This window comes from Peribacillus sp. NPDC055009, assembly GCF_053608705.1.
Genome location: NZ_JBSGVZ010000006.1, coordinates 23,022 through 48,247 on the forward strand (window position 1 = coordinate 23,022; position 25,226 = coordinate 48,247).

The window sequence follows — 25,226 nt, forward strand, 5'->3', positions numbered from 1 at the left end:
GTGTAGCTATGAGGAAACACTCTATTTTGGGGATGATTCTTATACTGCTTCTTGCTGGATGTGCGCCTAGTTTTGAGGATAAGCAAGAGGTAGTTCAAGACTCCAAAGACAAAAAAGAATCGGCAATTATTCCGAAGTATAAAATTTCGGAAGAATATTATCAAACAATCCTACCGTTTGAACCATCAAAAGCACGCGGTTTGGTCGTATCCAATCTAAATACCCGATATGACATTGAAGAATTCGAAAATGGTTTGATGCGGTTGGCGCAAACCCAATTCGACCCGGAAGATTACCTGTTTCAAGAGGGGCAAATGCTAGATAGTTCCACGATATCTTCCTGGCTGAACAGAAAATATACCGATAGTCAGTTGAAAGAAAAGAAGAAGAAAGCCTCAGAGAACCTTGGCTTGAATCCGGTTGATCCGGGTAAAGGTGACATTGATAAGCGGAATGAAGAAAATCCGATCTATCTTGCCCATATTTTAGAACATAATTACTTGGTAAAAACAAAAGATAATTCAGTGAGCCTTGGCGGAGTTGTAATAGGTCTTGCGTTGAATTCAGTGCATTACTATCAAAAGGAAGAATTCGGTGCCACCTATGAAAATAAAATCGATAGTAAAAAGCTAAAGCAAGAAGGGGAGAAAATTGCTGCAGAAGTCCTGAAAAGGCTGCGTAAAATGGACAAGCTGAAAAATGTTCCGATTACGATTGCCTTATTCGAGCAAAATGAAAAATCTTCAGTAGTCCCTGGGAATTTCATTTCCTATACGAATATCGATAAAAACTCTGACAATATTGGAAAATGGACGAACTTGGACGAAGAGTATTTCCTATTTCCTTCTGCAGGGGCTGAAAAAAAATACCGTGATGACGTCAATACATTCACGAACTTTAAAGAAGATGTCGAAGAATACTTCCCTAACTTTAACGGAGTCATCGGCAGGGCGTTCTATATGGATGATCAATTGCAAAGTCTGAACATCGATATCCCCATTCAATTTTATGGGAACTCCGAAGCGATCGGCTTTACCCAATATGTTGCTGGCCTTGTAATGGAACGTTTCCCGAACTATATTGCGGTACAGGTATCCATCACCTCTGTAAATGGACCTGAAGCACTCATAGTCCGTGAAGCGAATCAGGACGAACCAACTGTTCATATATATGAATGAAAAAAGATGAAGCTTAGCGGCTTCATCTTTTTTGTGTCCCGCTTTTAAATGGGAATGTATCCAAAATAACCTTTAAACAGGAAGTAAACCCTTCCATCTTAGGGAGCAACTGCTTTAAAAAGGGAACATTTGTCGAATTTTAAAGGACTTATTGTCATTTCCCCGGAAATTCCGGCAACTTTCCCATATTTCCCGGAAAATATCTCTTTTTCCTTATGAAATAATTGAATTTCGACATTGTATCTCTTGTTGCTTTACTGTGTAATAGTTTGATATGATTTAAACGATGATTATATGGAGAAAAGCGACGAAATTCAGTCGATTTGGATATTTTTTCGGAGGTGAAGAGAATGTCACGTATTTCTATGGAACAAGTTAAACACGTTGCCCATTTGGCTCGTTTGGCCATTACGGAAGAAGAAGCACAACAGTTTCAGCATCAGCTTGACCAAATGATTTCATTCGCGGAGCAGTTGAATGAGCTTGATACGGATCAAGTAAACCCGACTTCTCACGTTTTGGATATGAAGAATGTTATGCGCGAAGATGTCGCAAAACCGGGATTGCCAGTTGAAGAAGTAGTTAAAAATGCACCGGATAGCAAAGAAGGATATATCCGTGTACCATCAATAATTGAATAAGGAGGGACAATGATGTCGTTGTTCGAACAAAAGGTTTCTGAGCTTCATGAACGCTTACATAAGAAAGAGATAAGTGTCACTGATCTTGTTAACGAATCGTATAAGCGAATCGGACAAGTAGAGGACAAGGTGAAGGCATTTTTGACACTTGATGAAGAAAACGCCCGCAATCAAGCAAAACGATTGGATGATCAATTGGTAAAAGGCGAGAACGAAGGCGCTTTATTTGGTATGCCAATCGGAGTGAAGGATAATATTGTCACTAAAAATTTGCGTACGACTTGTGCGAGCAAAATTTTGGAGAACTTTGATCCAATCTATGATGCAACCGTTGTTCAAAAGCTACAGAAAGCAGAAACGGTTACGATCGGGAAATTGAATATGGATGAGTTTGCGATGGGTTCTTCCAATGAGAACTCCGCATTTCAGGCAACACGCAACCCTTGGAACACGGAATATGTGCCAGGCGGTTCTTCGGGCGGTTCAGCTGCATCTGTCGCTTCCGGTGAAGTCCTATTCTCTTTAGGTTCCGATACGGGTGGATCGATCCGCCAACCAGCTGCCTATTGTGGAGTTGTCGGCTTAAAACCTACATATGGACGGGTTTCCCGATTCGGACTAGTAGCATTTGCGTCTTCACTGGATCAAATTGGGCCAGTTACAAGAACGGTTGAAGATAACGCCTATTTGCTTGAAGCGATTTCAGGTGTAGATCCAATGGATTCGACCTCTGCCAATGTTGACGTGCCGAGTTTTGTGAATTCATTAACAGGCGATGTTAGAGGATTGAAAATAGCTGTGCCTAAGGAATATCTTGGTGAAGGCGTTGGTGAAGAAGCACGTAATTCCGTACTTGAAGCATTAAAAGTATTAGAGGGGCTTGGAGCTGAATGGGAAGAGGTATCCTTGCCGCATTCCAAATATGCTTTAGCTGCCTATTATCTGCTATCTTCATCGGAAGCTTCTGCTAACCTTTCACGTTTTGACGGTGTGCGTTACGGACACCGTACAGATAATGCAGAAACACTTATAGAAATGTATAAGCAAACCCGTGCAGAAGGATTCGGTGACGAAGTGAAACGCCGTATCATGCTTGGAACTTTCTCCTTAAGTTCAGGTTATTATGATGCTTATTATAAAAAGGCTCAAAAAGTACGTACGTTAATCAAAAAAGACTTTGAAGATGTTTTTGAAAAATACGATGTCATCGTTGGGCCGACTACACCTACGCCTGCATTTAAAATTGGTGAAAAAGTCGACGATCCATTAACGATGTATGCGAATGATATCTTGACGATTCCAGTCAATCTTGCTGGTGTACCGGGTATATCCGTGCCATGTGGATTCGCAGCGAATGGTCTTCCGCTTGGACTGCAAATGATTGGTAAGCATTTTGATGAAAGCACGATTTACCGCGCGGCTCACGCATTTGAGCAAGCAACAGATTTTCATAAACAAGTTCCTAAGCTGTAAGGGGTGAAAAAAATGGACTTTGAAACGGTGATTGGTCTAGAAGTACACGTAGAATTAAAAACGGATTCTAAAATTTTCTCAGCGAGCCCAAATCATTTTGGTGCCGCTCCAAATAGTAACACGACTGTAATCGACCTAGGCTACCCAGGTGTATTGCCTGTCGTCAATAAAAAGGCTGTTGATTTTGCAATGAAGGCTGCAATTGCCCTGAATTGCGAAGTGGCGGAGATTACGAAATTCGACCGGAAAAACTACTTTTACCCGGACAATCCTAAAGCATACCAAATTTCACAATTCGATCAGCCGATCGGTGAGCATGGTTGGATTGAGATTGAGGTGGGCGGCAAGAAAAAGAAAATTGGCATTACCCGCATTCATATGGAAGAGGATGCTGGAAAGCTGACACATAAAGGGAACTATTCACTTTGTGATTATAACCGCCAAGGTACGCCTCTAGTTGAAATCGTATCCGAACCGGATATCACTTCCCCAGAAGAAGCTTATGCATATCTGGAAAAATTGAAATCCATCATTCAATACACCGGCGTTTCCGATTGTAAAATGGAAGAAGGCTCACTTCGCTGTGATGCCAACATTTCCTTGAAACCTGTCGGCCAAAAAGAATTCGGTACGAAAACCGAATTGAAAAACTTGAACTCATTCAACTTCGTCCGCAAAGGGTTGGAGCATGAAGAAATCCGCCAAGCGGAAATCTTGAATGAAGGCGGCATAATCGAACAGGAAACACGCCGGTTCGACGAAGCTACAGGCAGAACGGTACTAATGCGAATTAAGGAAGGCTCCGATGATTACCGTTACTTCCCGGAACCGGACTTATTGACAATCCATATCGATGAAGAATGGAAAGCGCGTATCGCTGCCGAGATTCCGGAACTTCCGGATGCCCGGAAAAAACGCTATGTCGAAGAATTTGGCTTACCTGAATATGATGCAGCCGTTTTAACGGTAACGAAAGAAAGTGCTGATTTCTTTGAAGCGACAGTCGCTTCAGGAGCTGATGCAAAACTGGCATCTAACTGGATCATGGGTGAGGTTTCCGCCTTCTTGAATGCAGAAGGTAAAGAGCTGCATGAAGTCAAATTGACTGCTGAATCGTTGGCTGGAATGATCAAGCTGATTGAAGATGGCACGATTTCTTCTAAAATCGCTAAAAAAGTTTTCAAAGAATTGATTGAAAACGGCGGGGATGCTGAAACGATCGTCAAGGAGAAGGGACTAGTCCAAATTTCCGATGAAGGCGCATTGCGTACAGCCGTTGAAGAAGCATTGAATAATAACCCGCAATCAATTGAAGATTTTAAGGCCGGTAAACAAAAAGCAATCGGCTTCCTTGTCGGACAGATCATGAAAGCGACAAAAGGACAAGCCAATCCACAGCTTGTTAATAAAATTTTGGTGGAAGAAATCAATAAACGTTAATATTGACCGTATCACTTTTAAAGTGGTACGGTTTTCTCTTGATTAAGAAAAGATTTTACTGTAAAAAAACGAAAAAATTTTTGAGTTATCTGTAGGGGTAACTCCTTTTTGTGCGTCTATTACATGAATGATTAAAAGGAAAGGAGGAAGAGAAGTGACGGATGAGTTAGTTGAGAAGGTAAGGGCTGGGAATGATCATGCATTCCGAATGTTGATTGAAACATATAAACAGACGATTTATAGGACCGTCTATTCCGTCTTGCGGAATCAAAAGGATGCAGAAGATGTTACCCAGGAAGTCTTTATCAAAATCTACACTTCTCTTCCTCAATATAAGAACCAAGGTTTCAAAACCTGGATTACCCGAATTGCGGTAAATCATGCAATCGATTTAAAGAGAAAGAGGGAACGCCAAAAGGAAGAATTGCAGGAAGAACATTCATCGGAAGCTAATTTGGGCTTAACGGATGATGTCGAGGCGGTTTTCTTTCGGAATGAAAGGCGAAAGCAAGTATTACGGAAGCTGAATGACCTTCCAGAGGGATATCGGGATGTTGTATATAGCTATTACATAAAGGAAAAGACATTCAAGCAAATTGCAGAGGAACAGCATATTCAAGTGAAATCTGTCGAGGTAAAGCTATATCGGGCAAGAAATTGGATGAGAAAACATTGGAAAAAGGAGGATTTTTCGTGAATCATGTTCCTGAAGCAGAATGGGTTGCATATTTGGCAGATGAAATACCAGAGGCTCTAAAAATTGAATATGAAAATCATCTATACTCCTGTGACAAGTGTTTGTCCGCCTATATGGAAGCGATGGAAAAAGAAGAAACCAGTCTGGACATCGAAGGATTTGATATTGCAGGTCCGGTCATGGACTCGATTAGCCGATTGAAAGAAGGTTCTGGTGAAGAGGCTAAACAACACCGAAAAGAGAAATCACTTCGGACGATTACAAGACATTACCTGATCGCGGCCGGGTTTACCATTTTATTGATGGCAGGCGGAGTATTTCAATCATTGACGGAATACGTGGATTCTGTGGAATCAAGCAGCGGAAGGGAAACGCAGTCCTTAACCGATGGACTTATTGATAAAACATTTAATTGGATGGACACAATCGAAAAGAAGAATAAGGAGGGGTTTAGAAATGAATAAAAGTCCGGTATTAGCTTTTTTATTATCGTTTCTGCCAGGTTTCGGACATTTTTACCTAGGAAGGAAATATAAAGGGTTATTTTATTTTCTTGCAACGGCTGGATTGGGGCTTGGAGGTCTATTTCTTTCGTTGGTCAGTCAATCGGATGCGTTTCTGGCTTTTTCCGTTATTGGAATGGTGTTTTATTTCATCAGTATATTTGATTTGGTGGTCACCTCACTGAGGAATCCTAAAAATGAAGAGAATGTAGGGGCCGATCAGCCGGAGACGGAAAGATTTTATGTAATCATCCTGTCATTCGTTCCAGGATTAGGGCATTTTCAGCTGGGTCTCATGAATCGGGGACTCATTTTTCTCATCGGCTTTTTAGGCCTTGGCATCATGGTTGTATTCATCAGTGTGATGACACAATTGGAAGGTCTGTTGATATTCATGGCATTATTGCCTGTTATCTGGATTTACAGCTTTTTTGATTCTGTTCAACAGCTGAATAAAAAGCAAAGAGGTGAGGAGCTTATCGATCGGACCGTTTTGGAAGACTTCGAGGAGAGAAGGGAATCCGGGAAGAAGAGTAAATCGGTCGCGACTTTACTCGCCATTTTTCCTGGTGCAGGTCACTTATATTTGGGGCTGCAAAAACGTGGAATTCAATTGATGGCCGGCTTTTTATTCGCCATTTACATACTGGATTTACTCCGGTTAGGTTTCTTCTTTTTCCTTATTCCGATTATCTGGTTTTATAGTTTTTTTGATGGATTGCAAAAAGCCTCGAAAATGGAAGAGGGACCAGTAGAAGATACGCCCATCATTTCGGGTATGGTCAATCACCAAAAATGGCTAGGATTGGGGTTGGTCGGGATTGGAATCTATTTCTTGGCCAGTAATATAATCGTCCCGGCCATTGCCCCTCATTTGGATGAATGGATTGGAAACAACTTGGAGTATTGGTTTAGAGATTATTTTCAAAAAGGACTTGTATGCATCCTTCTCATAGGCGGGGGAATCAAACTGCTGTCGGGAAGTAAAAAAGGTGGAGTCGAGGAGGAGACTAAATGAGAACATGGAGAGTCGGAACGATTTCAATGGGGATCTCCCTGGTTGGTTTGGGTTTTGTTTTACTCGTTTCTCAAATTTCTGATATGAATTTGACGACGATTCTGCTATCGTGGTGGCCGTTGCTGTTCATTATCTTGGGTGCAGAGATTCTCTTTTATATTTATTTTTCCAGAAAAGAAAGTTCTTTTGTAAAGTATGATATTCTTAGCATTCTTTTCGTTGGATTGCTTGGAACGACGGGAATAGTTTTAATTCTGCTTACATCCAGCGGATTGTTGGATCAAGTTAGGGCTGCCGTTAATAGTGAAGAGAAAACGGTCAATTTGCCTGGTTTCAATCAAAAGGCAGGAAAGGGCATACAGAGAGTTGTCCTGGACACTGGTTCATACCCATTGACAATTGAAAGTGGTAAGGACGAAGAAGTTTCCGTTTTTGGAACATATGGTGAGCGGGTAATGGAAGATGATGATTCATTGTTGAACAAAGCGGAAGATTATTTACTTGTTGAAAGAAATGGTGATACTCTTTATATTAGCTTCAAGGATTTACCGAGTCAAAATGGACTTTTGGACAGTGGTACAAGGAATCTTAAGGCAACCCTTATAATCCCTGCTGAATTGGCAGTGGAAATTGACGGACAAAGTACCGATCTTGTCTTGAAGCCTAGAAAGCTCTTGAATGACTGGAGTGTGAAGGACAGCGGAAACCTAAGTGTAGTCCTTCAGGAAAATAGTGATATCAAGATAGATGCTAGAGGGGTCGAGGAACTTGAAGGCCCCGAGAGTGGCTGGAAGATGACTGAAGTGAAAAAAGGAACAAGTGATGAAGGCATTGTAAAAAAGAATGGGATATTCAATACTGGTGATGGGAAACATACTTTAATGGTTACCGATACATTTAACGTGAACGTTCAATATCCATGATTGAAATCATTTACTAGAATAAAATTGTAAAAAGCATTATAATTTTCCCTGATGCGATTTCTAGTAAAATGTAAAAGATATGGACCGAAATACGGTCCTCTTTTTTTCGAATATTGCTTTTCATGTAACGAAGGATTAAGATGTAAATTATGGAATCAATATGTATAAGGATGATGGGAAATGAAAAGAGCAAGGTTGATTTACAACCCGACTTCGGGCCGGGAAGCCATTAAGAAGAGCCTGCCAGGTGTGCTAGCAAAACTTGAAGAAGCTGGTTATGAAGCTTCTGCACATGCGACGACCGGTGCCGGGGATGCGACGAAAGCGGCTAAGATAGCGATTGAACGCGGCTATGATGTAGTTATTGCAGCAGGGGGCGACGGTACGATTTATGAGGTTGTTAATGGACTGGCCACTGCAGAGAAACGTCCGAAACTAGGAATCATTCCGACGGGAACGACCAATGATTTCGCCCGGGCGCTGCATTTACCGAAGTCGATCGAAGGAGCGGCCGAAATTATAGCCGGTGGGCATACGATGCCGGTCGATATCGGGAAAATGAACGATAAGTATTTCATCAATATTGCTGGAGGGGGCAGATTGACCGAATTGACCTACGACGTGCCAATCAAGCTGAAAACCATGCTTGGTCAGCTAGCCTACTATATTAAAGGAATTGAAATGCTTCCTTCAATTAAGCCGACGGAAGTTTCTATTGAATATGATGGAAAGCTTTTTGAAGGAGAGATCATGCTTTTCTTGGTGGCTAACACGAATTCGGTCGGCGGCTTCGAGAAACTGGCTCCTGACGCCTCTTTGAATGATGGAATGTTCACGTTGCTTATTTTGAAAAAGGCAAACCTCGCTGATATTGTCCGTGTCGCAACATTGGCAATGCGCGGTGAACATATACATGATAAAAACGTCATTTATGAAAAAGCCAATCGAATTAAAGTACATGCCAAAAAGGACATGATGCTTAACTTGGATGGGGAATTTGGCGGGATGGCCCCAGCTGAATTCGTAAATCAGTACCGCCATTTTGATGTATTCATCCCGCAAGGAATACTGCCGGATGATCCGGCAAATAAATAGGTTGAAGTGGCCACTGAATCTGGTGGCCTTTTCAGTTTAATGAAGCAAGGAGAATTACAAACATGTATATCAGGAAAGCGACACCGGACGATGCAAAAAAGGCAGCCGTATTGACCCGGTTAGCGATTAAGGAAATTGCAGAGGTTTTGACTGGTGAAACGGAAGAAGAAAAGATACTTTCCGTTCTTGCCGATTTGTTCAGGAAAAGTGGGAATCGGGTCAGCTATGAAAATACGCTTGTCAGTGAACATGATGGACAAGTATCTGGATTGATCATTGCTTACCATGGCAAGGATGCCGAAAGCTTGGATGAACCGATAGTGAAACAATTAAGGATGAAGATGAAAGACCCAAGCGTTACGCTCGATAAGGAAGCGGAAATGAGAGACTTTTATTTGGATACAGTATCCGTTGACCCGGATTTTCAAGGAAAAGGTATTGGCAGTGCACTGATTCAATATGTTGAGGGATATGCTAAACATAAGGGATATCCAAGGGTTTCTTTGGTTGTTGAAAAGGAAAATGAAGCGGCGAATCGTCTCTATGGCAGATTGGGGTATGTGGAAATTAAAACCATTCCGATTAGCGGTCATGAATTTCGCTATATGGTAAAGGAAATAGAAGAACCTCCTGTTTAACAGGGGGTCCTTTTTACTTATTTAATATATGGCACTGTATGCGATTACATTTGCTGTCCATTCATGGCGGCCCAATCAGCGTAAGCGCCGGTGCCATTACAGCCGGGACAGTCGTGTATATCGGAAAAATGATATTCCGTAGGTACGAAGGAGCTGTATCCACGTCCGTAACAATCTGGACAGAGGCCTTTTTCCTCCATACTTGCACGATGTTTTTCTAACCTTGTAGCATTCCAGGCCGATATAGAGTTAAATAAACCCATTTCCTCACCTCATCTGTTTTTCCTTATTTTTCTTTTTTTAGTGAACTTTTATTCATGGAACTATGAAAAATCCGTAATTCCTTCCACTATATTTTTATGAAAACCAAGGTAAATTGGTGAGTGGTTTTGTGACAAGGCCTCTATTGTGGTAAAATACAGGCTAGCATAAAAAAGAAAAGAGAAGATGATATGAAAAAAACAGCACCAGTTGCTAAAAATGATATTATAGAGGTTTTATTTGAAGATTTAACACATGAAGGGGCTGGCGTCGCTAAAGTCGATGGCTACCCGATCTTTGTTCAGAGCGCCCTTCCAGGTGAAAAAGCAAAAATTAAAGTGATGAAAGCTAATAAGGGTTATGGCTTCGGCCGCTTGATGGAGATTATCGAAAACAGTCCATACCGTGTTGAGGTCACGACCGAAGATTACCCTAAATACGGTGGTTGTCAGCTGCAGCATATGAGCTATGAAGGACAGTTGGAATTCAAGGAAAAGCAAGTGCGTGAAGTGATGACACGAATCGGGAAACTTGAGGATGCGAAGGTTCACCCGATCATCGGGATGGAGAACCCAACCCACTATCGCAATAAAGCGCAAGTACCTGTTGGTGAAAAGGATGGCAAGCTAATAGCTGGATTCTTCAAACCGCGGACACATGAAATTGTTGAAACGAAAGAAAGCATTATCCAAAATGAAGTGATCAATGAAGCCGTTCAAGTTGTTAAGGAGATTTTCAGTAAACTTGGTATTCCTGCTTATAATGAAGAGGCACATAAAGGTGTTTTACGGCACATCATGGCCCGTTATGGCAAGCAAACAGGCGAATTAATGATTGTTCTTGTTACAAGAACGAAAAGTATTCCTTTCATCGAAACCATCGTGAAGGAAATCGTTGAACGTCTTCCGCAAGTGAAATCCATTGTTCAAAACGTGAATTCCAAGAAAACGAATGTTATCTTGGGCGATAAAATGACTGTACTATGGGGCGACGAAGTGATTCATGATATGATCGGTGATGTGAAGTTTGCGATTTCAGCAAAATCCTTCTACCAAATCAATCCAGACCAAACTAAAGTCCTTTATGATAAAGCTCTTGAATATGCAGGGCTGACGGGTGAAGAAACGGTGATAGATGCTTATTGCGGCATTGGGACCATCTCTTTATTTTTAGCTAAAAAAGCGAAAAAAGTAATCGGTGTCGAAGTGGTCGAAGATGCGATAGAAGACGCACGCCGCAACGCTGAATTGAATGAAATCTCAAATGCAGAATTCATGGTCGGCGACGCAGGTAACGTTATTGCTGAATGGTATCAAAAGGGCAACACTGCGGATGTCATCGTTGTGGATCCGCCTCGCAAAGGTTGTGAAGAATCCCTTCTGAATACGATCATCGAGATGAAACCTAACAAAGTCGTATACGTATCATGCAACCCAGGCACTTTAGCGCGTGATCTTCATATATTGGAAGAAGGCGGATATAAAGCGGTTGATATCCAGCCTGTCGATATGTTCCCAATGACGACACATGTTGAAAATGTAGTGTTATTAGAGTTGAAATGAATGAGTGTGGCCCGGTCTAATTGACTGGGCCTACAGTTTTTTTATGGCTTGTACAATTTGGACGTTGATTTTTGTTAAAGGCACTCGCTTTCCGCGGGTCTCCCTAGACGCGCTTTTCCCTACAAACTGTGGTCCCGGTCTAAATGATTGGGACCTTTTTACCGTAATTAGTTTGAAGGGAATGGAGGGAGATTTTTTTTTTTCATGTTTATTCTTGACGCTTTGACTTGGACATATAGTAAGGAATATATGGATTGGAAGGCAAGGTGATTTTATTAATTTTCAAAAAGCGGTGGCTGTAATTGTTGGTAGCTTTTTGGTGGGCATTGGAATCAATGGTTTTTTAGTTCCCCATCATTTAATAGATGGCGGCGTTATTGGGATTGCACTTATCCTTCATTATTTCTTTGGTTTTCAAACGGGGCTATCCATGTTGATCCTTAGTATTCCTATATTTTTATATGCCTGGTACTATGAACGGCCTTTTTTCTATAGCAGCGTACACGGATTGCTTTTGACATCCCTTTTTATGGATTGGCTTAATCCATTGAAAAAGGTCTTTTCCATTTCGATACTAACAAGCTCTTTGATTGGCGGTGCCATCATAGGGATGGGCATAGGACTCATGCTTCGATATGAGACAAGCAGCGGGGGAACGGATATGTTAGCTAAAATCATCTCAAAATCTACTTCCATGGATATTGCTTTGGCGATTATCGTCATAGATACACTAATCATTTCAGCTGCAGCATTTACCTTAGGGATCGAAATTTTTCTTTTTTCATGTGTGACGATAGTCATCATTGGACTGATCACATCGCTTTTGAAAGTAAGGAATGATTAGTTCCTTAAGATATAGGCGACTTCATCTATTGCCCTTTGCAGCTTTTCGCTATTTTTGCTGAACATCTCTTTAGCTTCCTTTGATTCAGTTCCAAGGGCAAACAACTCTAAGTCCGCTTGGCATTTTTTTAAGGTCGCGAGTAAAAGAGGTTTTTCTTGAGGGGAAGGAACTTTAAGCTTATCATCATAAAGGTCCACAGTTAATTCTCCGTTAGAATTAGCTTGACCAAGAAACACATTTTCTAGGAGTACACCCAGCTTATCCAATTCAGTATGAAGCCAATTTCGGTTCAGACCAATCGTGGAAAGTGGTTCATCAAGTATGCTGCCGTCCATAATGATGGTTTGTGGCTCCTTTACTGCAGCTACAGACAAGTTAAGGTCCTTGGCTGTTATAGGTTGATTTTGCTTCTTTAACATTACGGAAAAATCCCCGTTGGCTTCCAATAAGGCAAACTCAACTTCAGAAATATCGAAGACATCCTTTTTCCGGAGCAATCCTAACAATTCATCGATGGTATATTTCTCTTTTTTTAAATTATCTTCCATGACTTTCCCATCTTTGATGAAAACCGATGCTTTTCCTTCCACAAGATCACGGAAAGTTTTACTTTTTAAGGATATTAAACCTGCAATGAAGGGTGCTATGGCAAAAACGAGAATGGACAGTACGCCATGTATAATATTGCCCTCCACTTTTGTAGCTAATTCTGCCCCAACATTACCAATGGTTATGCCCGTTACATATTCAAAAAAGGAGAGCTGGGACAATTGTTTTTTTCCTAACACTTTAGTGATCAAAAAAAGAACAATTAAAAAGAAAAATGAACGCAAAACAATTTCTATCCAACCCGGCATTACCAAACACCTCCTGCTTGATCATGGTCATTAAAAACCTTTATATTGCGGTTCTTCCCTTTCTAACTCGCCTACGCGCTTCTGTACATCCTTAATAACTTCATTCACCACCAGCATCGTTTCATGTAAGAGGCGTTTAGATTCATCGTCTTGAGTCCGGAGTGCTAAGCTGGATAAACCTGCTTCAACTCCTTTTAGGCTAGATACACATTGCTTTACATTGGAAGCTATCGTCATGCAGCATCCTCCTAATCTTTAGGTCTATGGGTCGGAACACTCCAGGCTGTTATCCCATGCACCGGTTACTTCAAACATGCGAGCGGCAACAACCGAACAATCCAGTCTTTTCCGCCTCCGCTAACGCTTCCGAAACCACCTCCGCAGAATGTTCATCCGGTATGAGCAGGCGTCTGTTTGTATACTTCAAATCTTATCTGTCCCGTTACACAAGTAAATCATGGTTGTGGTTACTCATATTCAATCGATACGGCATGGGCAATGCATGGAATCGTCTCACTTTGTTGAAAGGAAAGGGGAGATAATAGAGCACCTGTAGCCACGACGAGCAATCGTTTTATTTCTCCCTTTTTCATGCGATTCAATAAGTGACCATAAACGACGGTTGCGGAACACCCTGGGCCGCTTGCCCCGGACAGGACCGGTTGACCATCCCTGTATATCATTAAACCGCAATCTTTATATTGCTCCTCTTTAATCGGCGTACCATGTTTCTTAAATAATTCCAGAGAAACTCCATGTCCAATTTTCCCTAAATCCCCGGTCACTATCAGATCATAATAGGATGGGTCGAGGTTTCTTTCTCTTAAATGGGCTTCAATCGTATCCACGGCGGCCGGGGCCATGGCACCTCCCATATTGAAAGGGTCAGTGAGGCCCATGTCGATGACACGGCCTATCGTAGCTGAAGTGACCCTTGGTCCTTCCCCGGCGCTGCTTAATAAAGCCACGCCGGCTCCTGTAACGGTCCATTGGGCTGTTGGAGGTTTCTGCCCTCCGTATTCAGTTGGGTATCGGAATTGTTTTTCTACTGCGGCGTTATGACTTGATGCACCTGTCAATAAATACTCTGCTCCTTTGGTATTGACAAGATAAGCACCAAGCGCCAATCCCTCCATGGAGGTGGAGCAGGCGCCAAATAAGCCGAGATAAGGCGTTCCCAGTGTTCGGCAGGCAAAACTGGTAGGCGTTATTTGATTGATAAGGTCGCCTCCAAGGAAAAATTGAATCTGTTCCTTCTGAAGACCAGCCTTTTCGATTGCTTTTGTGCTCGCTTCTTCCAATAAGACTTTATGTGCCTTTTCATAGGTATCTTGATTTATCCATAAATCGGAATGGAGAAGATCAAAATCATCCGCAAGCATACCGTCTGCTTCAAATGGACCGCCGACAGTTCCTGTGGAGACGATGACAGGCTTTTGATCAAACACCCATGTGCGATGCCCCGTAAGCATTATAAACCACCCCAATGTATGAGTATTGTCAGTGCTAAGGTAAAACCAAGTATTAACATAAATGATTCGCCAATTTGAATATATTGGTGCCGTTCCCTAACAGATATAGCTGCATTACCGCCAATTCAATACACCATAAGTCCGGTAAGGACGGAAAAACGCTTGATATAGAAAAGAAATGAATGGATACAAAAAAGGGCTGGTTGCCTTAACCACCCTTTTTTATATGAATGATTATTGCTTATATTGAGGTTCCTCATTTTGAATCTCTTCAATGCGAGGAGTGATGCTGTCCACAATCGTTTGTGTTTGTTGGGCAGCTTGCTGGTACAGTTGTTTGGCTTGCTCATTATCTGTTGAAAGGGCGAAGGTTTCAAAGCTCGCTTGAGCACTTTTCAGCCCGGCTAATGTTGTTTTGACATCGTTTATTACTGTCATATATAGGACCTCCCTAGTTTATATCTTCTTGTTTAGAGTAAGAAAAAAATGATTATTTATACCTTCCAATATTTATCTGGATGAGTTAACTATCTCAGTCCATTAATCAAACGTTTGATTAATGAAGGACAACAGACAAAAGTGAGGTTAATATCATTCATTACGCAAAGTGGTTTTTATTTCTTAATTATTGACTGAATTCAGAATTATTAATATAATTAGAAAACATAACGTGACTACGTGAGGTGATATGACATTTATATTCATGATGATTTATATAGTAGAGTTGTTTTTGAAATTTCATCTGAAGAAGTTGTAAAAGGACTGCTATTCCATAAAAGCAACCAAGAGTCGGAAATTGAATCGATTAAAGGTAAAATTCATAAATATGAGCAAAAACGAAGAGCTGAGGAAGCTTGGTATCAATCCCTATCACCATTTAAACGTTTTTTTACAGGGCGTGCTCCAAGTCACCACCAGGCCGTTGAGCATTTGGTGAATGTTAAAGATAGATATAAACAAATCGAGAAAATAAAACAGAAGGTCGCTTTTTTAAATGAGATGATCGGTTTACTTGAAGCTGAACCGGAAAAACGGGAAATTAATTTACCATCAGACATCATTAAAGAAATAATGGCCTGGCAGAAAGCGGAGGGAACCCCAAGATGACTCTAGAAACGTTAAACGCTGGCTTGGATACGATTTGGGTGGTTCTGACAGCAGCCATGATTCTATTGATGGAGGGCGGGTTTGCTTTATTGGAGGCAGGGTTCGTCCGTACGAAGAATAATGTGAACATCATCATGAAGGTTTTTGCCGATATTACGATTGGAACGCTTTGCTATTTCGTCGTTGGTTTTGGCTTAATGTATGGAGCGGATGTATTTGGAATTATTGGAGCAAGCGGCTTTCTGCTGAAAGGTGATTTGTCGCATATAGACCTTACGATTTCCATCGACGCATTTTGGTTATTTCAAGGGGCATTCGTCATCGCGGTCGTTTCCATCGTTTCGGGAGCCGTTGCAGAAAGGATCAATTTTCGGGCGTATCTTATTTTTGTAGTAATGATGACGGCATTCATCTATCCGATTGCCGGTCACTGGGTATGGGGTGGTGGCTGGTTAAGCGTGTTGGGCATGCAGGACTTCGCAGGGTCAGCAGTCATACATGCACTAGGCGGTTTTTCTGCACTTGCGGCCGCCATTGTAATCGGGCCCAGAGCAGGAAAATTCACTTCACGGGGGACTAGCTCCATTTCACTGCCGAGCAATCTCCCACTGGCATCTGTTGGGGCATTTCTTTTATGGTTTGGCTGGTTTGGGTTTAATGCTGGAAGCACCTTGCAAGCTACTGATGGACGCATTGGCCATATTGCAATTGTCACGATGCTCTCAGCTGCATCAGGGGGAGCGGCGACCTTGCTTTATACACTTTTTAGATATGGACGCTCGGATGCACCTTCCGTCATCAATGGATCACTTGCAGGTCTTGTCGGGATTACGGCTGGCTGTGCATTCGTTAGTGATCTTTCGGCATTGTTGATTGGAGCAGTTTCTGGAATGTTGATGTTAGCTGCGACCAATTGGCTGGAAACCCGAAAAATCGATGATCCGGTTGGCGCCTTTCCTGTTCATGCGGCATCAGGGATTTGGGGTACGATAGCGGTAGGGCTTTTCTCCACTGAAAACGGATTGTTCGCCGGTGGGGGATGGCATTTGCTCGGAGTTCAAACATTAGGATTAGTGGTGTTATGCATCTGGGGCTTTACATTGACATGGTTCGTTTTTAAAATTATAAATGTTTGGCTGCCTATCAGATCCACTGAAGAAGAAGAAGAACTCGGATTGGATATCAGTTATCATGGCATCATGGCCACACATACCTCGCCGGAGTTCATCAAGGTCGAGGACTACTATAAGCAGGATGAAGAATTGACAAGGTAATGACTATAATACAAGATAGAATCAAGATAAGTAAGAGGTGAATTTAAATGGGTGCATGCAATCTTAATCATTCGCAGCAAGATGTCAGGCTGAAATTTGAAAGTCAAAAGACATTTTTACCAAGCGAAATAAGTCAAACATTAGATCGATATCTGGAAAAAGGGAATTCGCAGGAAACATTGAATGAACTTTTTCATCTATTGAAGAAGTATGACTTGTCTACCCAGGAGGAACAGGAATCAAGAAACGAAAAGTTGAAACGGATAATGTTGTTAACGGAAAAAAACGGAGGATGACTTCCGTTTTTTTTGTTTTTTCTTATTAAACGATTTAAGGGATTGGGCGCGGGAATCTGACTCCTATTTTCTTTTTATTCGGTCCAAAAGTAATTTTAACTGCTTTTTTAAAGAAGATAGCAGGAATAACATTTAAGGCAGCGAAAACATGACTGTAAACGAAAAGGTATTCTTTTAATAACGCGGACAAAGGTTTAGCGGATCTTTAAAGATTTAATCAATCGTTTGATTAAATTTTAATAACTGACTACCAGGCCTTCGATAAAAGCATGGAAAAATAAAAAAAGCGGGAGCCCATAATGAGCTCCTGCTATCTTTAAAAACCATCATCTGTCGCTGTGAAGGGGATGTTTAGGTTTCTTTCCACTGCCCGAAGTCTTTGATTCAGCCTGTTTAACCTATTCGTATGTCGCTGGTCTGCTTGACTTAGCCGGGAGATTTCCTGGTTAATGCGGTTCACTTCCCGGTTTATCCGCGTGATTTCTTGGTTTTGCCGATTGAGTTCCCTCGTTTGACGCTCGTTTTGACGTTCAAGTTCCCGGACTCTTCTTTCAAGTTGTTGAGGCTGCCTTTCAACATCGAATTGGTCAGGCACCTGGCTATATGGATTTTCTTGTACCTGCTGAAGGTTCCAATCTTGCTGCGGCATATAATCATAATCAAATCGTTCAGGCTGTTGAAAATATGGGTTAAAATTAGACTGAAAGTACTGGTGATTTCCATTTTGTTGTGGAACAGGATAAAATCCGTATGAATTCATGGTCAACACTCCTTTTTAAATCAGGATGGATACGTTATAACTTATGTTAGTTCCGGTGAAGTGACTAGGCGTTAGCCCATATTAGCGGGAAGAAGGGGTAATTTACAGAAAAAATTTCAATAAATTTGCAGAAACCATCCGGTTCCTATATCGTTTAGGGGAGGAGAAATTCTTTTATCCAACTTGAAACCAATTCCAAGGATAATCCGTATATAAAGAAAAGAGTGTAAGTCAGGAGTGTAATGATTATGAATCGATTTCTTGCTGATTTTGTTCCGATATTGATTGCATTTCCAATGGTTTTGCCGGTTTGGATAATTAGCTATTTTGTATTGAATCAACCGTTTGCCCTGTCCGTTGTCATATCTTTAGCAGGAGGGGTGCTTGCATACTGGCTAAGTTCCGTATATTTTTCATCCAGATACCTCAAAAAACATGAATTGACGAGAAAAGAATATCAATATATAAAGAAAAATTTAACTGAAGCAAAACCAAAGATTTGGCGGGTGCAAAAAGCACTAATCTCGGTCAGGCATATCTCCTCTTTCAAACAGAGGAAAGATATGATTAAAATGATCAGGAAAATATACAGTCTGACGAAAAAAGAACCGAAGCGATTTTACCAGGCGGAACAATTTTATTACTCGCATCTGGATTCCGCCATGGAGCTTGCGGAGAAGTATGTTTTTTTAGCACAGCAGCCAAAAAAGAATAGGGAACTCGAACTCTCCTTAACTGAGACTCGTAAAACATTAAAGGAACTCGCTAATACGATAGAAAAGGATTTATATAAAGTGATTGCGGATGATATCGATAACCTTAACTTCGAATTGGATGTTGCTAAGCAATCCATTAAAACGAGAAAAGAGTCACAAGTAATTGATGAAAGCAGGAGGTTAAAATGAATAACAATGATCCAAACCTGTTGAATAAAACGAACGATGCCAGTTTGATCGATGATCTTTTAGCCAATCCATTTGATGGGGTGCAGGAGGTGGAGAAAGCATCTTCACAGGAAGCGAAACCGGTTAAGCTGATTGATGTCATCCCTGAAGAGAACAGGGCAAAGGCTTATCAGCTTGCCGAACAAATCGACCCAACGAATCATCAGGCAATGATTTCCTATGGTACACCCGCCCAATCAAAGCTCCTGACCTTTTCTAATTCGATGCTTGAGCATGTCCAGAAAAAAGATGTGGGTGAAGTGGGCAACATTATCAGTGATTTAATGAAAAAGTTAAACGAGCTGAGCCCGGATGAGCTAAAACCGGATAAGCCATCATTCTTTGCGCGTATGTTCGGGAAGCTCTCGGGATCTGTACAGGAGGTACTATCCAAGTATCAAAAAACAGGGGCCCAAATTGATCGTATCAGTGTGAAACTCGATCGGAGCAAGAATATCCTGTTATCGGATATCGTAATTCTTGAAAAGCTATATGAGACGAATAAGGATTACTTTCAGGCATTGAATGTCTATATTGCAGCTGGGGAAATCAAACTAGAAGAAATTCATGGGAAAACGATTCCGGAGCTAAGGAAGTCCGCTGAATCAAGCAATGATCAAATGAAGTTTCAAGAGGTCAATGATATGCTGCAATTTGCTGAACGGTTGGATAAAAGGCTTCATGATTTGAAATTGAGTCGTGAAATCACGATTCAAAGCGCACCGCAAATCAGGCTGATCCAAAACACGAATCAGGCACTAGTCGAGAAAATCCAATCTTCGATCATGACCGCGATTCCCCTTTGGAAGAATCAGGTTGCGATTGCATTGACCCTAATCAGGCAAAGGCATGCTGTAGAAGCACAAAAACAGGTTTCCAAGACTACGAATGACTTGTTATTGAAGAACTCCGAGATGCTGAAAACGAATACCATTGAAACGGCTAAAGAAAATGAGCGCGGACTTGTCGATATCGAAACATTAAAGAAAACTCAAGCTAACTTGATTTCCACGCTTGAGGAAACAATGAGGATTCAAGAAGAAGGCAGGCATAAACGCCGGCAAGCCGAACAGGAATTGGCATCAATGGAAAATGAGCTGAAACAGAAACTATTAGAGATAAAGGGATAAGGGGAGATAAAATGGAAACTATCGAAGCTATAAAAACGAGACGAAGCATTGGAATCGTAAAGCAAGATCCGGTACCTAAGGAAATGATCGAGCAAATCATCGAAGCCGGAACGTATGCACCCAATCATCATCGAACGGAACCTTGGCGTTTTTTTGTATTGACTGGAGAAGGAAGAAATAAACTTGGCCAGGTATTCGAAGAAATCACAAGAATTGAAAATGCTGATGATACCCCTGAAAATTTAATCAGCAAGCTCGAACGGCAAAAAAAGAATCCATTAAGGGCTCCAGTCATCATCGCAGTGGGCATAGAGCCTAGTGATAAGAATAATGTCCTTGTGACAGAAGAATATGCGGCAGTGAACAGTGCCATCCAAAACATTCTTCTTGCAGCACATTCTCTAGGTCTGGGAGCAGTATGGAGAACGGGGAAAATAACGTATCATGAAAAGGTCCGTGAATTTTTCAATTTATCCTCTAAGGGAGAGGTATTGGCTTTCATATACTTGGGTTATCCTGACATGGAGCCGAAACCTGCCAAGAGAACATCGATTGATGAATTGACCACATGGATCGGATGAAAGATTGAGGGAGCTGCATCAGTTTATAGATACTGATGCAGCTTTTTTATTGCCTTCAATAAGGCTTCCTTAAATCTGCATTTAATGAAGGGGATTTGGCTTTGCCAAGCTTCGTTTCAAGTGACGATTGATGAATTAGGTTGTACAATACATAGGAAGAATAAATTTTGATGAATTAGGATGTGTCTATAGATGAGAACGATTGATCCATTTGAGATACTCGATGGAAAAGCGATAAAATATTTGGATGTATTTGGCGTTGAGGATGGCATTGCTTTAAAGAGTAAGTACGAAGATAAATCGTATTGGATATATGATTATTATTGCATGCATCAAACTTGTGATTGCCAGGAAGTATACCTTGAATTCGTTGAGGAGCTTAAAGGCAATAAACAGGCGGGACAGCATTTTGGAGTGAGGGTTTCTTTCGGGGATAATCAATTTGTCCTGGAGGATTATAATATTTCCAAGCAAAAGGCGATGGATATCGCGGAAGATACGCTGAAGTACAGTAAAGATGTAATGGAATTATTTAAACAGCGGTATCAGCAAATGAAGGAAAAAGGCACGCAAATTATCACGGAAAGTGCAAAGGCAGCTAAAATGCCGCATGTTCATGCAGAACCAGTCATTGGCAGAAATGAGCCTTGTCCATGCGGAAGCGGGAAAAAATACAAAAAATGCTGCGGTGCAGCTTAACATTTTGGAAGCTGACTCGATTCGGAGTCGCTTCTTTTTTAATTGGAAAAGCGCATGCTTGCAAAAAATCTGAATAATGAATAAAAAAATGTGGCATTTACCGAACGTTTGTTCTATAATTAGAGTACCAGATAATAATATAAAAAGAAATAAAAACTAGTTATTTAGACGGAATTTTCCGAAAACTTCTTTTTTATTTTCATAAATCTGGTATATATAAGAGAGAAGAGTTTTTTGATCTCATCTCTTTCAACGGTAGACGGCAACCAGACGGGATGAAAATCCCCACACTGATGGCAGTTTAACTTATTGAACGAAGGAAGGGGTAATCAAATGACAAGAGAAAAAAGATTAATACCTTACAAAGTTCTAGAAGTAATGGAAACGGTGAAAGAGAAGATTCCTGAGGGTGTCGAGCTTGTGAAAGCACCGGCGATTTGGGAAAAAAGCAATTATGGTGAGGGCGTGGTAGTTGCCGTCATCGATACAGGCATTGACAAGGGACATCCAGACCTCAAGGAAAGAATCATTGGCGGGAAGGATTTTACCAATACCGGGGATTATCAAGATGATAACGGACATGGGACACATGTTAGCGGTACGGTTGTAGCTGCCATTAATAATGCCGGTGTAGTGGGAGTGGCTCCGAAAGCAAGCATATTAGCGTTAAAGGCCCTAAATGGTCAAGGTCAAGGCGATATAGATTGGATTAATGGGGCTCTAGAGTATGCAATCAATTGGCGGGGACCTAATGAAGAAAAGGTTTCGGTTATTTCACTTTCACTTGGCGGACCTCCGGATGAGACTGAACACAAACTCATTCAAAAGGCCCTTCAGAACGATATCCTTGTAGTTTGTGCAGCCGGAAATAGCGGTGATGGGCGTCATGAAACGGATGAATTGGATTATCCAGGAGCATATCCCGAGGTAGTGGAAGTCGGAGCTGTGGATTTAAGCAGAAATTTAGCGGATTTTTCAAATACAAATGATGAAATTGACTTGGTGGCGCCAGGGGTTGATATTCTCTCTACGTATCCAGGCAATAAATATGCGAGGTTGAGCGGAACGTCAATGGCTACGCCCCATGTAAGCGGTGCAGCAGCTCTCTTGAAAGTGATTGCTGAAAAGGAATTTGAGCGCAATTTAACTGAAGCGGAATTATATGCACAGCTGGTGAAAAGTACGGAAGATCTGGGAATAAGCAAAAAAGCACAGGGAAATGGATTGCTTAACTTAACGATAACGGACCAAAGAGCTGAAAAATCGATTAAGATTACGATAGAATCAGAAAACCTTAAGTTACCGAGTAAATCGGTTGTCATGGAATATTAGAAAAGGAAAAGGTGCCTCAAGAAATTGGGGCACCCTTCCATAATGATTATTTTTTATTTTTCCTTAGAGCTGCTAAAAGCGCTACAATGGAAAGAATTAGTGATATGACAGCCAGGGTGATGATCAGCGTTTGGTTGCTATCATCTTCTGTTGTTGCTGACTCCTTTGAATTGTCAGTTGTCGTGGAATCATTAGTGTCAGCTTCATCTTTGTGACCATGGTCCGCTGGTTCTGCACTATCATTAGGCACAACCGTAATTTCCGTTACAGAATGCGGTAGGTCTGAGCCTTCTTCACCGCTCCATTCAACAATTTCACCATCTTCGTAATATTGAAATGCATCCCAGGCAACTTTCGTTTCTTCTTTAGGATTTTGTGCTACGAAAGAGAATTGCTGGAATTGTCCTGCTCCGATACCTTCATCAGTTGCTGCCCAAGTTACCGTTTTTACATGCCCATCTTTGTCACCTTCTGTAGTTACTTTCCATCCCGGTACAGGTTGATAGCTCTCAAAAGTAACCCCTTCAGGAACTTTTAAAGTCACCTTTGTAGTGGCAGCTTCTTTTTCGACGGGTACTTTAAGTGTATAAGTTTCCCACGCCTCAGGGGCAGATGAACTAGGCTTGACTGTAACGTGAGCATACGCTGAACCGGAAAAAATGAATAGTGCAGCAAATGTAAAAATAAGAAGCTTTGAAATGCTTTTCATTAGTATTAATTCCTCCTGTTATGAATTTCCTATGAAAATTATAAAATCAGCATTGATTGAATCCAGGCTTTCAGTTAATCCGTGAACATGGATACTCCACTTTCCTGGCATGGTTAATATAGACTTCGATGTAAATGTACCTGTGTTTTTCTCCTTCATCTGCAGCTTTATTTCACCATTTGGCGTATCCAATGACTGCATTGTGATTGTAAGCTGCTCTATCTCAGCAATTGGCTTGCCTTCATTGGAAAGGTTTACTTGAATCAGGTTATCCCCTACTTCATTGGGCGTCACCATTAATGTAACCTCATTATTTTCTTCAGTCAGTAACGTCTTTTCAATGGGCCCGGGAGAAGACATTGCAGTTTGGACATTTGTCAATAGAGCTGCAACGACAAGTATGACGATCCCTAAACCAAACTCCATTCCCACACTATAACCAAGTTTTTTCGTTTGCTTTTTCCCTCGGAGAAAATGAAAGCCTCCTAAAACGATCATGACTAACATGAGACCGATTTTCGCTAGTAACAATTGGCCATATGTTGTGTTAAACAATGAATGGATAGTCGGTACATGCTGTAAACTGCTATATATCCCACTGACAATCAGTATGATTACAAACAGAAATGACCATTTGGAAAACCTGGAAATGATCGACCAGTAAAACGTTCTCTTATCTTCTTGGACTGCCTGACGATTGGCTAGCCCAGGCAAAATTACCAATAAGGCCATAATGCCGCCGAGCCATAAAGCCATGGAAAATAAATGAAGGAAATCCATCAAAACGGCCAGGACCTGATTAGGAACGGCTGCTGTATGTCCAGTTAAAGCCTTACAAATCATCAAGCAGGCAATTATGATGAAAGAAAGGTAAGGTAGTGATTTATTCAGGGTGTTCTCGAGCATGAAATAAATCACTAAAAATAGAAGCAGCAATATTAGAATTTCAATGATCCAGACCGATCCAAAGTTTGTAGCATTCAATACTTCTTTTATATAACTAACTTTAAATGCATCAGTCCAACCTACGCCAGCATCAAGCGTAACTTTTAAAGGCAGATTGCAGAAGATGGAAAATGCTAAACCTGCATATGAACTCCAAAGGTATAGACGAGTTCTTCTGCTAGCTTCAAAAAGTCGAGAATCCTTCATTAACGATAATCTGAAAAAAAGGATTCCGGTTAGGGCAGCGAAGCATATGTATTGAAGACTTTGCAGGATTACATTGATGGAATTCGGAAAACTTGCATTCACTTCGGAATTTTCTTGGCCTGAAAGACCAGCTGAATCTCCGAATTGAAAGGGTATTGTTCCTTCGATGGGATGGCCATCACTCGAAACCACTCTCCATTTAATGTAGTAAATCCCTTCATCGATAGTGTCCTTCCACTTAGCTTCCAGTACTTTTTCACTTTGTTCCGAGATTGCACTGTCTTGGATTTGAATTTTGTCCCCATCTTGGCTGAATACCTCAAGCGAATGGAAAGCTGGCTGGATATTCTCACTGAATTGAATGCTGATTTTTTCAGGAAGAGCATCCATTGCTTCATTCGGGCTAGGATTAGAGCTTATTATTGTAGCATGACCAAAAGCCATTGCCGGGTTTAAAAGCAAAACGAACAGGCTGACTATCAGCCAAAAATATTTTTTCATCTTGGTGTGCCATCATCCTTTCATCAGATTATGTAAGTTTATTATAAAAGGAAAATGTGAAAAAACAGTGAAAATAAATTAGTTATCTAAAGGCAGTTTAAGAGGTTCGCTAGAAAGGTGATAACAATATGGTTAGATG

The 25,226-nt window shown here is 41.2% G+C and carries 26 protein-coding genes and 1 pseudogene; 20 read left to right on the top strand and 7 right to left on the bottom strand.

Going from position 1 to position 25,226, the window contains the following annotated elements; all coding sequences use genetic code 11:
- Positions 1–8 precede the first annotated feature (8 nt).
- The 12 genes from ACWF5P_RS11335 to ACWF5P_RS11390 all read left to right on the top strand — a co-directional run bounded on the left by ACWF5P_RS11335 (position 9) and on the right by ACWF5P_RS11390 (position 12,273).
- Complete coding sequence (locus tag ACWF5P_RS11335) at positions 9–1,178, top strand: CamS family sex pheromone protein (protein ID WP_101225013.1); 1,170 nt, start codon at positions 9–11, stop codon at positions 1,176–1,178.
- Between the two features lie 350 nt (positions 1,179–1,528).
- Complete coding sequence (gatC, locus tag ACWF5P_RS11340; RefSeq protein WP_076372748.1) at positions 1,529–1,819, top strand: Asp-tRNA(Asn)/Glu-tRNA(Gln) amidotransferase subunit GatC; 291 nt, start codon at positions 1,529–1,531, stop codon at positions 1,817–1,819.
- 12 nt (positions 1,820–1,831) lie between these two features.
- A complete protein-coding gene (gene gatA, locus ACWF5P_RS11345; RefSeq protein WP_434169594.1) occupies positions 1,832–3,292 on the top strand; it encodes an Asp-tRNA(Asn)/Glu-tRNA(Gln) amidotransferase subunit GatA in 1,461 nt (486 codons plus the stop codon).
- Between the two features lie 12 nt (positions 3,293–3,304).
- Positions 3,305–4,732: an Asp-tRNA(Asn)/Glu-tRNA(Gln) amidotransferase subunit GatB gene (gene gatB, locus ACWF5P_RS11350; RefSeq protein ID WP_101225011.1), complete on the top strand. Its 1,428-nt coding sequence runs from the start codon at positions 3,305–3,307 to the stop codon at positions 4,730–4,732.
- Positions 4,733–4,886: 154 nt separating this feature from the next.
- On the top strand, positions 4,887–5,429 hold the full coding sequence (locus ACWF5P_RS11355; RefSeq protein WP_452444887.1) for an RNA polymerase sigma factor: 543 nt from the start codon (positions 4,887–4,889) through the stop codon (positions 5,427–5,429).
- A complete protein-coding gene (locus ACWF5P_RS11360) occupies positions 5,426–5,893 on the top strand; it encodes a hypothetical protein (RefSeq protein ID WP_101225009.1) in 468 nt (155 codons plus the stop codon). Before ACWF5P_RS11355 ends, ACWF5P_RS11360 begins: the two co-directional genes overlap by 4 nt.
- On the top strand, positions 5,886–6,950 hold the full coding sequence (locus ACWF5P_RS11365; RefSeq protein ID WP_434168356.1) for a hypothetical protein: 1,065 nt from the start codon (positions 5,886–5,888) through the stop codon (positions 6,948–6,950). Before ACWF5P_RS11360 ends, ACWF5P_RS11365 begins: the two co-directional genes overlap by 8 nt.
- Positions 6,947–7,873, top strand: coding sequence for a LiaF transmembrane domain-containing protein (locus ACWF5P_RS11370; protein ID WP_434168357.1), 927 nt, complete (start codon positions 6,947–6,949; stop codon positions 7,871–7,873). Before ACWF5P_RS11365 ends, ACWF5P_RS11370 begins: the two co-directional genes overlap by 4 nt.
- Before the next feature lie 180 nt (positions 7,874–8,053).
- Entirely contained in the window at positions 8,054–8,968 is a 915-nt protein-coding gene (locus ACWF5P_RS11375) for a diacylglycerol kinase (protein WP_101225006.1), read from the top strand.
- Positions 8,969–9,030: 62 nt separating this feature from the next.
- Positions 9,031–9,606, top strand: coding sequence for a GNAT family N-acetyltransferase (locus ACWF5P_RS11380; RefSeq protein WP_101225005.1), 576 nt, complete (start codon positions 9,031–9,033; stop codon positions 9,604–9,606).
- A gap of 452 nt (positions 9,607–10,058) precedes the next feature.
- Positions 10,059–11,429 carry a 23S rRNA (uracil(1939)-C(5))-methyltransferase RlmD gene (gene rlmD / locus ACWF5P_RS11385; protein ID WP_101225003.1) on the top strand — a complete coding sequence of 457 codons (1,371 nt, stop codon included), beginning with the start codon at positions 10,059–10,061 and terminating at the stop codon, positions 11,427–11,429.
- A gap of 319 nt (positions 11,430–11,748) precedes the next feature.
- Positions 11,749–12,273: a YitT family protein gene (locus tag ACWF5P_RS11390; protein ID WP_434168358.1), complete on the top strand. Its 525-nt coding sequence runs from the start codon at positions 11,749–11,751 to the stop codon at positions 12,271–12,273.
- Here ACWF5P_RS11390 and ACWF5P_RS11395 read toward each other — a convergent pair.
- The 4 genes from ACWF5P_RS11395 to ACWF5P_RS11410 form a co-directional block, all read right to left on the bottom strand.
- Positions 12,270–13,130, bottom strand: coding sequence for a DUF421 domain-containing protein (locus ACWF5P_RS11395; RefSeq protein ID WP_434168359.1), 861 nt, complete (start codon positions 13,128–13,130; stop codon positions 12,270–12,272). The two genes, ACWF5P_RS11390 and ACWF5P_RS11395, sit on opposite strands and share 4 nt — an antisense overlap.
- 30 nt (positions 13,131–13,160) lie before the next feature.
- A complete protein-coding gene (locus ACWF5P_RS11400) occupies positions 13,161–13,367 on the bottom strand; it encodes a DUF1657 domain-containing protein (protein ID WP_434168360.1) in 207 nt (68 codons plus the stop codon).
- Between the two features lie 230 nt (positions 13,368–13,597).
- Positions 13,598–14,602, bottom strand: coding sequence for a stage V sporulation protein AD (gene spoVAD / locus ACWF5P_RS11405; RefSeq protein WP_434168361.1), 1,005 nt, complete (start codon positions 14,600–14,602; stop codon positions 13,598–13,600).
- Between the two features lie 234 nt (positions 14,603–14,836).
- A complete protein-coding gene (locus tag ACWF5P_RS11410; protein WP_101224998.1) occupies positions 14,837–15,040 on the bottom strand; it encodes a DUF1657 domain-containing protein in 204 nt (67 codons plus the stop codon).
- A gap of 492 nt (positions 15,041–15,532) precedes the next feature.
- Here ACWF5P_RS11410 and ACWF5P_RS11415 point away from each other — a divergent pair, with 492 nt between their 5' ends.
- The 3 genes from ACWF5P_RS11415 to ACWF5P_RS11425 are packed head-to-tail and all read left to right on the top strand — an operon-like array spanning position 15,533 to position 17,279.
- On the top strand, positions 15,533–15,709 hold the full coding sequence (locus ACWF5P_RS11415) for a hypothetical protein (RefSeq protein ID WP_402944693.1): 177 nt from the start codon (positions 15,533–15,535) through the stop codon (positions 15,707–15,709).
- Positions 15,706–16,983 carry an ammonium transporter gene (locus ACWF5P_RS11420; protein ID WP_434168362.1) on the top strand — a complete coding sequence of 426 codons (1,278 nt, stop codon included), beginning with the start codon at positions 15,706–15,708 and terminating at the stop codon, positions 16,981–16,983. The genes ACWF5P_RS11415 and ACWF5P_RS11420 overlap by 4 nt, the downstream gene beginning before the upstream one ends.
- A gap of 47 nt (positions 16,984–17,030) precedes the next feature.
- Positions 17,031–17,279, top strand: coding sequence for a hypothetical protein (locus ACWF5P_RS11425; RefSeq protein ID WP_434168363.1), 249 nt, complete (start codon positions 17,031–17,033; stop codon positions 17,277–17,279).
- A gap of 316 nt (positions 17,280–17,595) precedes the next feature.
- On the opposite strand, the gene ACWF5P_RS11430 is transcribed toward ACWF5P_RS11425, so the two are convergent.
- On the bottom strand, positions 17,596–17,928 hold the full coding sequence (locus ACWF5P_RS11430; RefSeq protein WP_434169595.1) for a hypothetical protein: 333 nt from the start codon (positions 17,926–17,928) through the stop codon (positions 17,596–17,598).
- A gap of 359 nt (positions 17,929–18,287) precedes the next feature.
- On the opposite strand from ACWF5P_RS11430, the gene ACWF5P_RS11435 reads away from it, so the two are divergent.
- The 5 genes and pseudogenes from ACWF5P_RS11435 (at position 18,288) to ACWF5P_RS11455 (ending at position 22,725) form a co-directional block, all read left to right on the top strand.
- Positions 18,288–18,944 (top strand): 5-bromo-4-chloroindolyl phosphate hydrolysis family protein, encoded by a 657-nt coding sequence (locus ACWF5P_RS11435; RefSeq protein WP_452444888.1) that lies wholly within the window; start codon positions 18,288–18,290, stop codon positions 18,942–18,944.
- Complete coding sequence (locus tag ACWF5P_RS11440) at positions 18,941–20,113, top strand: toxic anion resistance protein (RefSeq protein WP_230177941.1); 1,173 nt, start codon at positions 18,941–18,943, stop codon at positions 20,111–20,113. The genes ACWF5P_RS11435 and ACWF5P_RS11440 overlap by 4 nt, the downstream gene beginning before the upstream one ends.
- An 11-nt stretch (positions 20,114–20,124) precedes the next feature.
- Positions 20,125–20,694 carry a nitroreductase family protein gene (locus ACWF5P_RS11445; protein WP_452444889.1) on the top strand — a complete coding sequence of 190 codons (570 nt, stop codon included), beginning with the start codon at positions 20,125–20,127 and terminating at the stop codon, positions 20,692–20,694.
- A gap of 621 nt (positions 20,695–21,315) precedes the next feature.
- Positions 21,316–21,393, top strand: a pseudogene (locus ACWF5P_RS11450) (SEC-C metal-binding domain-containing protein); the annotation flags it as partial.
- Positions 21,394–21,726: 333 nt separating this feature from the next.
- Positions 21,727–22,725: a S8 family peptidase gene (locus ACWF5P_RS11455; protein ID WP_101224991.1), complete on the top strand. Its 999-nt coding sequence runs from the start codon at positions 21,727–21,729 to the stop codon at positions 22,723–22,725.
- A 46-nt stretch (positions 22,726–22,771) separates the two neighbouring features.
- On the opposite strand, the gene ACWF5P_RS11460 is transcribed toward ACWF5P_RS11455, so the two are convergent.
- Positions 22,772–23,434: a YcnI family copper-binding membrane protein gene (locus ACWF5P_RS11460; RefSeq protein ID WP_260356307.1), complete on the bottom strand. Its 663-nt coding sequence runs from the start codon at positions 23,432–23,434 to the stop codon at positions 22,772–22,774.
- Positions 23,435–23,452: 18 nt separating this feature from the next.
- The gene (locus ACWF5P_RS11465; protein WP_434168365.1) at positions 23,453–25,087 is read right to left on the bottom strand and encodes a copper resistance protein CopC; all 1,635 of its coding nucleotides are present in this window, start codon (positions 25,085–25,087) and stop codon (positions 23,453–23,455) included.
- Positions 25,088–25,226 lie beyond the last annotated feature (139 nt).

What these genes read in the sequence shown, in the direction of transcription:
- ACWF5P_RS11335 (WP_101225013.1), top strand. Translation starts at nt 9, where the DNA reads ATGAGGAAACACTCTATTTTGGGGATGATTCTTATACTGCTTCTTGCT.
- gatC (WP_076372748.1), top strand. Translation starts at nt 1,529, where the DNA reads ATGTCACGTATTTCTATGGAACAAGTTAAACACGTTGCCCATTTGGCT.
- gatA (WP_434169594.1), top strand. Translation starts at nt 1,832, where the DNA reads ATGTCGTTGTTCGAACAAAAGGTTTCTGAGCTTCATGAACGCTTACAT.
- gatB (WP_101225011.1), top strand. Translation starts at nt 3,305, where the DNA reads ATGGACTTTGAAACGGTGATTGGTCTAGAAGTACACGTAGAATTAAAA.
- ACWF5P_RS11365 (WP_434168356.1), top strand. Translation starts at nt 5,886, where the DNA reads ATGAATAAAAGTCCGGTATTAGCTTTTTTATTATCGTTTCTGCCAGGT.
- ACWF5P_RS11370 (WP_434168357.1), top strand. Translation starts at nt 6,947, where the DNA reads ATGAGAACATGGAGAGTCGGAACGATTTCAATGGGGATCTCCCTGGTT.
- ACWF5P_RS11375 (WP_101225006.1), top strand. Translation starts at nt 8,054, where the DNA reads ATGAAAAGAGCAAGGTTGATTTACAACCCGACTTCGGGCCGGGAAGCC.
- ACWF5P_RS11380 (WP_101225005.1), top strand. Translation starts at nt 9,031, where the DNA reads ATGTATATCAGGAAAGCGACACCGGACGATGCAAAAAAGGCAGCCGTA.
- rlmD (WP_101225003.1), top strand. Translation starts at nt 10,059, where the DNA reads ATGAAAAAAACAGCACCAGTTGCTAAAAATGATATTATAGAGGTTTTA.
- ACWF5P_RS11395 (WP_434168359.1), bottom strand. Translation starts at nt 13,130, where the DNA reads ATGCCGGGTTGGATAGAAATTGTTTTGCGTTCATTTTTCTTTTTAATT.
- ACWF5P_RS11400 (WP_434168360.1), bottom strand. Translation starts at nt 13,367, where the DNA reads ATGACGATAGCTTCCAATGTAAAGCAATGTGTATCTAGCCTAAAAGGA.
- spoVAD (WP_434168361.1), bottom strand. Translation starts at nt 14,602, where the DNA reads ATGCTTACGGGGCATCGCACATGGGTGTTTGATCAAAAGCCTGTCATC.
- ACWF5P_RS11410 (WP_101224998.1), bottom strand. Translation starts at nt 15,040, where the DNA reads ATGACAGTAATAAACGATGTCAAAACAACATTAGCCGGGCTGAAAAGT.
- ACWF5P_RS11420 (WP_434168362.1), top strand. Translation starts at nt 15,706, where the DNA reads ATGACTCTAGAAACGTTAAACGCTGGCTTGGATACGATTTGGGTGGTT.
- ACWF5P_RS11425 (WP_434168363.1), top strand. Translation starts at nt 17,031, where the DNA reads ATGGGTGCATGCAATCTTAATCATTCGCAGCAAGATGTCAGGCTGAAA.
- ACWF5P_RS11430 (WP_434169595.1), bottom strand. Translation starts at nt 17,928, where the DNA reads ATGCCGCAGCAAGATTGGAACCTTCAGCAGGTACAAGAAAATCCATAT.
- ACWF5P_RS11435 (WP_452444888.1), top strand. Translation starts at nt 18,288, where the DNA reads ATGAATCGATTTCTTGCTGATTTTGTTCCGATATTGATTGCATTTCCA.
- ACWF5P_RS11440 (WP_230177941.1), top strand. Translation starts at nt 18,941, where the DNA reads ATGAATAACAATGATCCAAACCTGTTGAATAAAACGAACGATGCCAGT.
- ACWF5P_RS11445 (WP_452444889.1), top strand. Translation starts at nt 20,125, where the DNA reads ATGGAAACTATCGAAGCTATAAAAACGAGACGAAGCATTGGAATCGTA.
- ACWF5P_RS11455 (WP_101224991.1), top strand. Translation starts at nt 21,727, where the DNA reads ATGACAAGAGAAAAAAGATTAATACCTTACAAAGTTCTAGAAGTAATG.
- ACWF5P_RS11460 (WP_260356307.1), bottom strand. Translation starts at nt 23,434, where the DNA reads ATGAAAAGCATTTCAAAGCTTCTTATTTTTACATTTGCTGCACTATTC.
- ACWF5P_RS11465 (WP_434168365.1), bottom strand. Translation starts at nt 25,087, where the DNA reads ATGAAAAAATATTTTTGGCTGATAGTCAGCCTGTTCGTTTTGCTTTTA.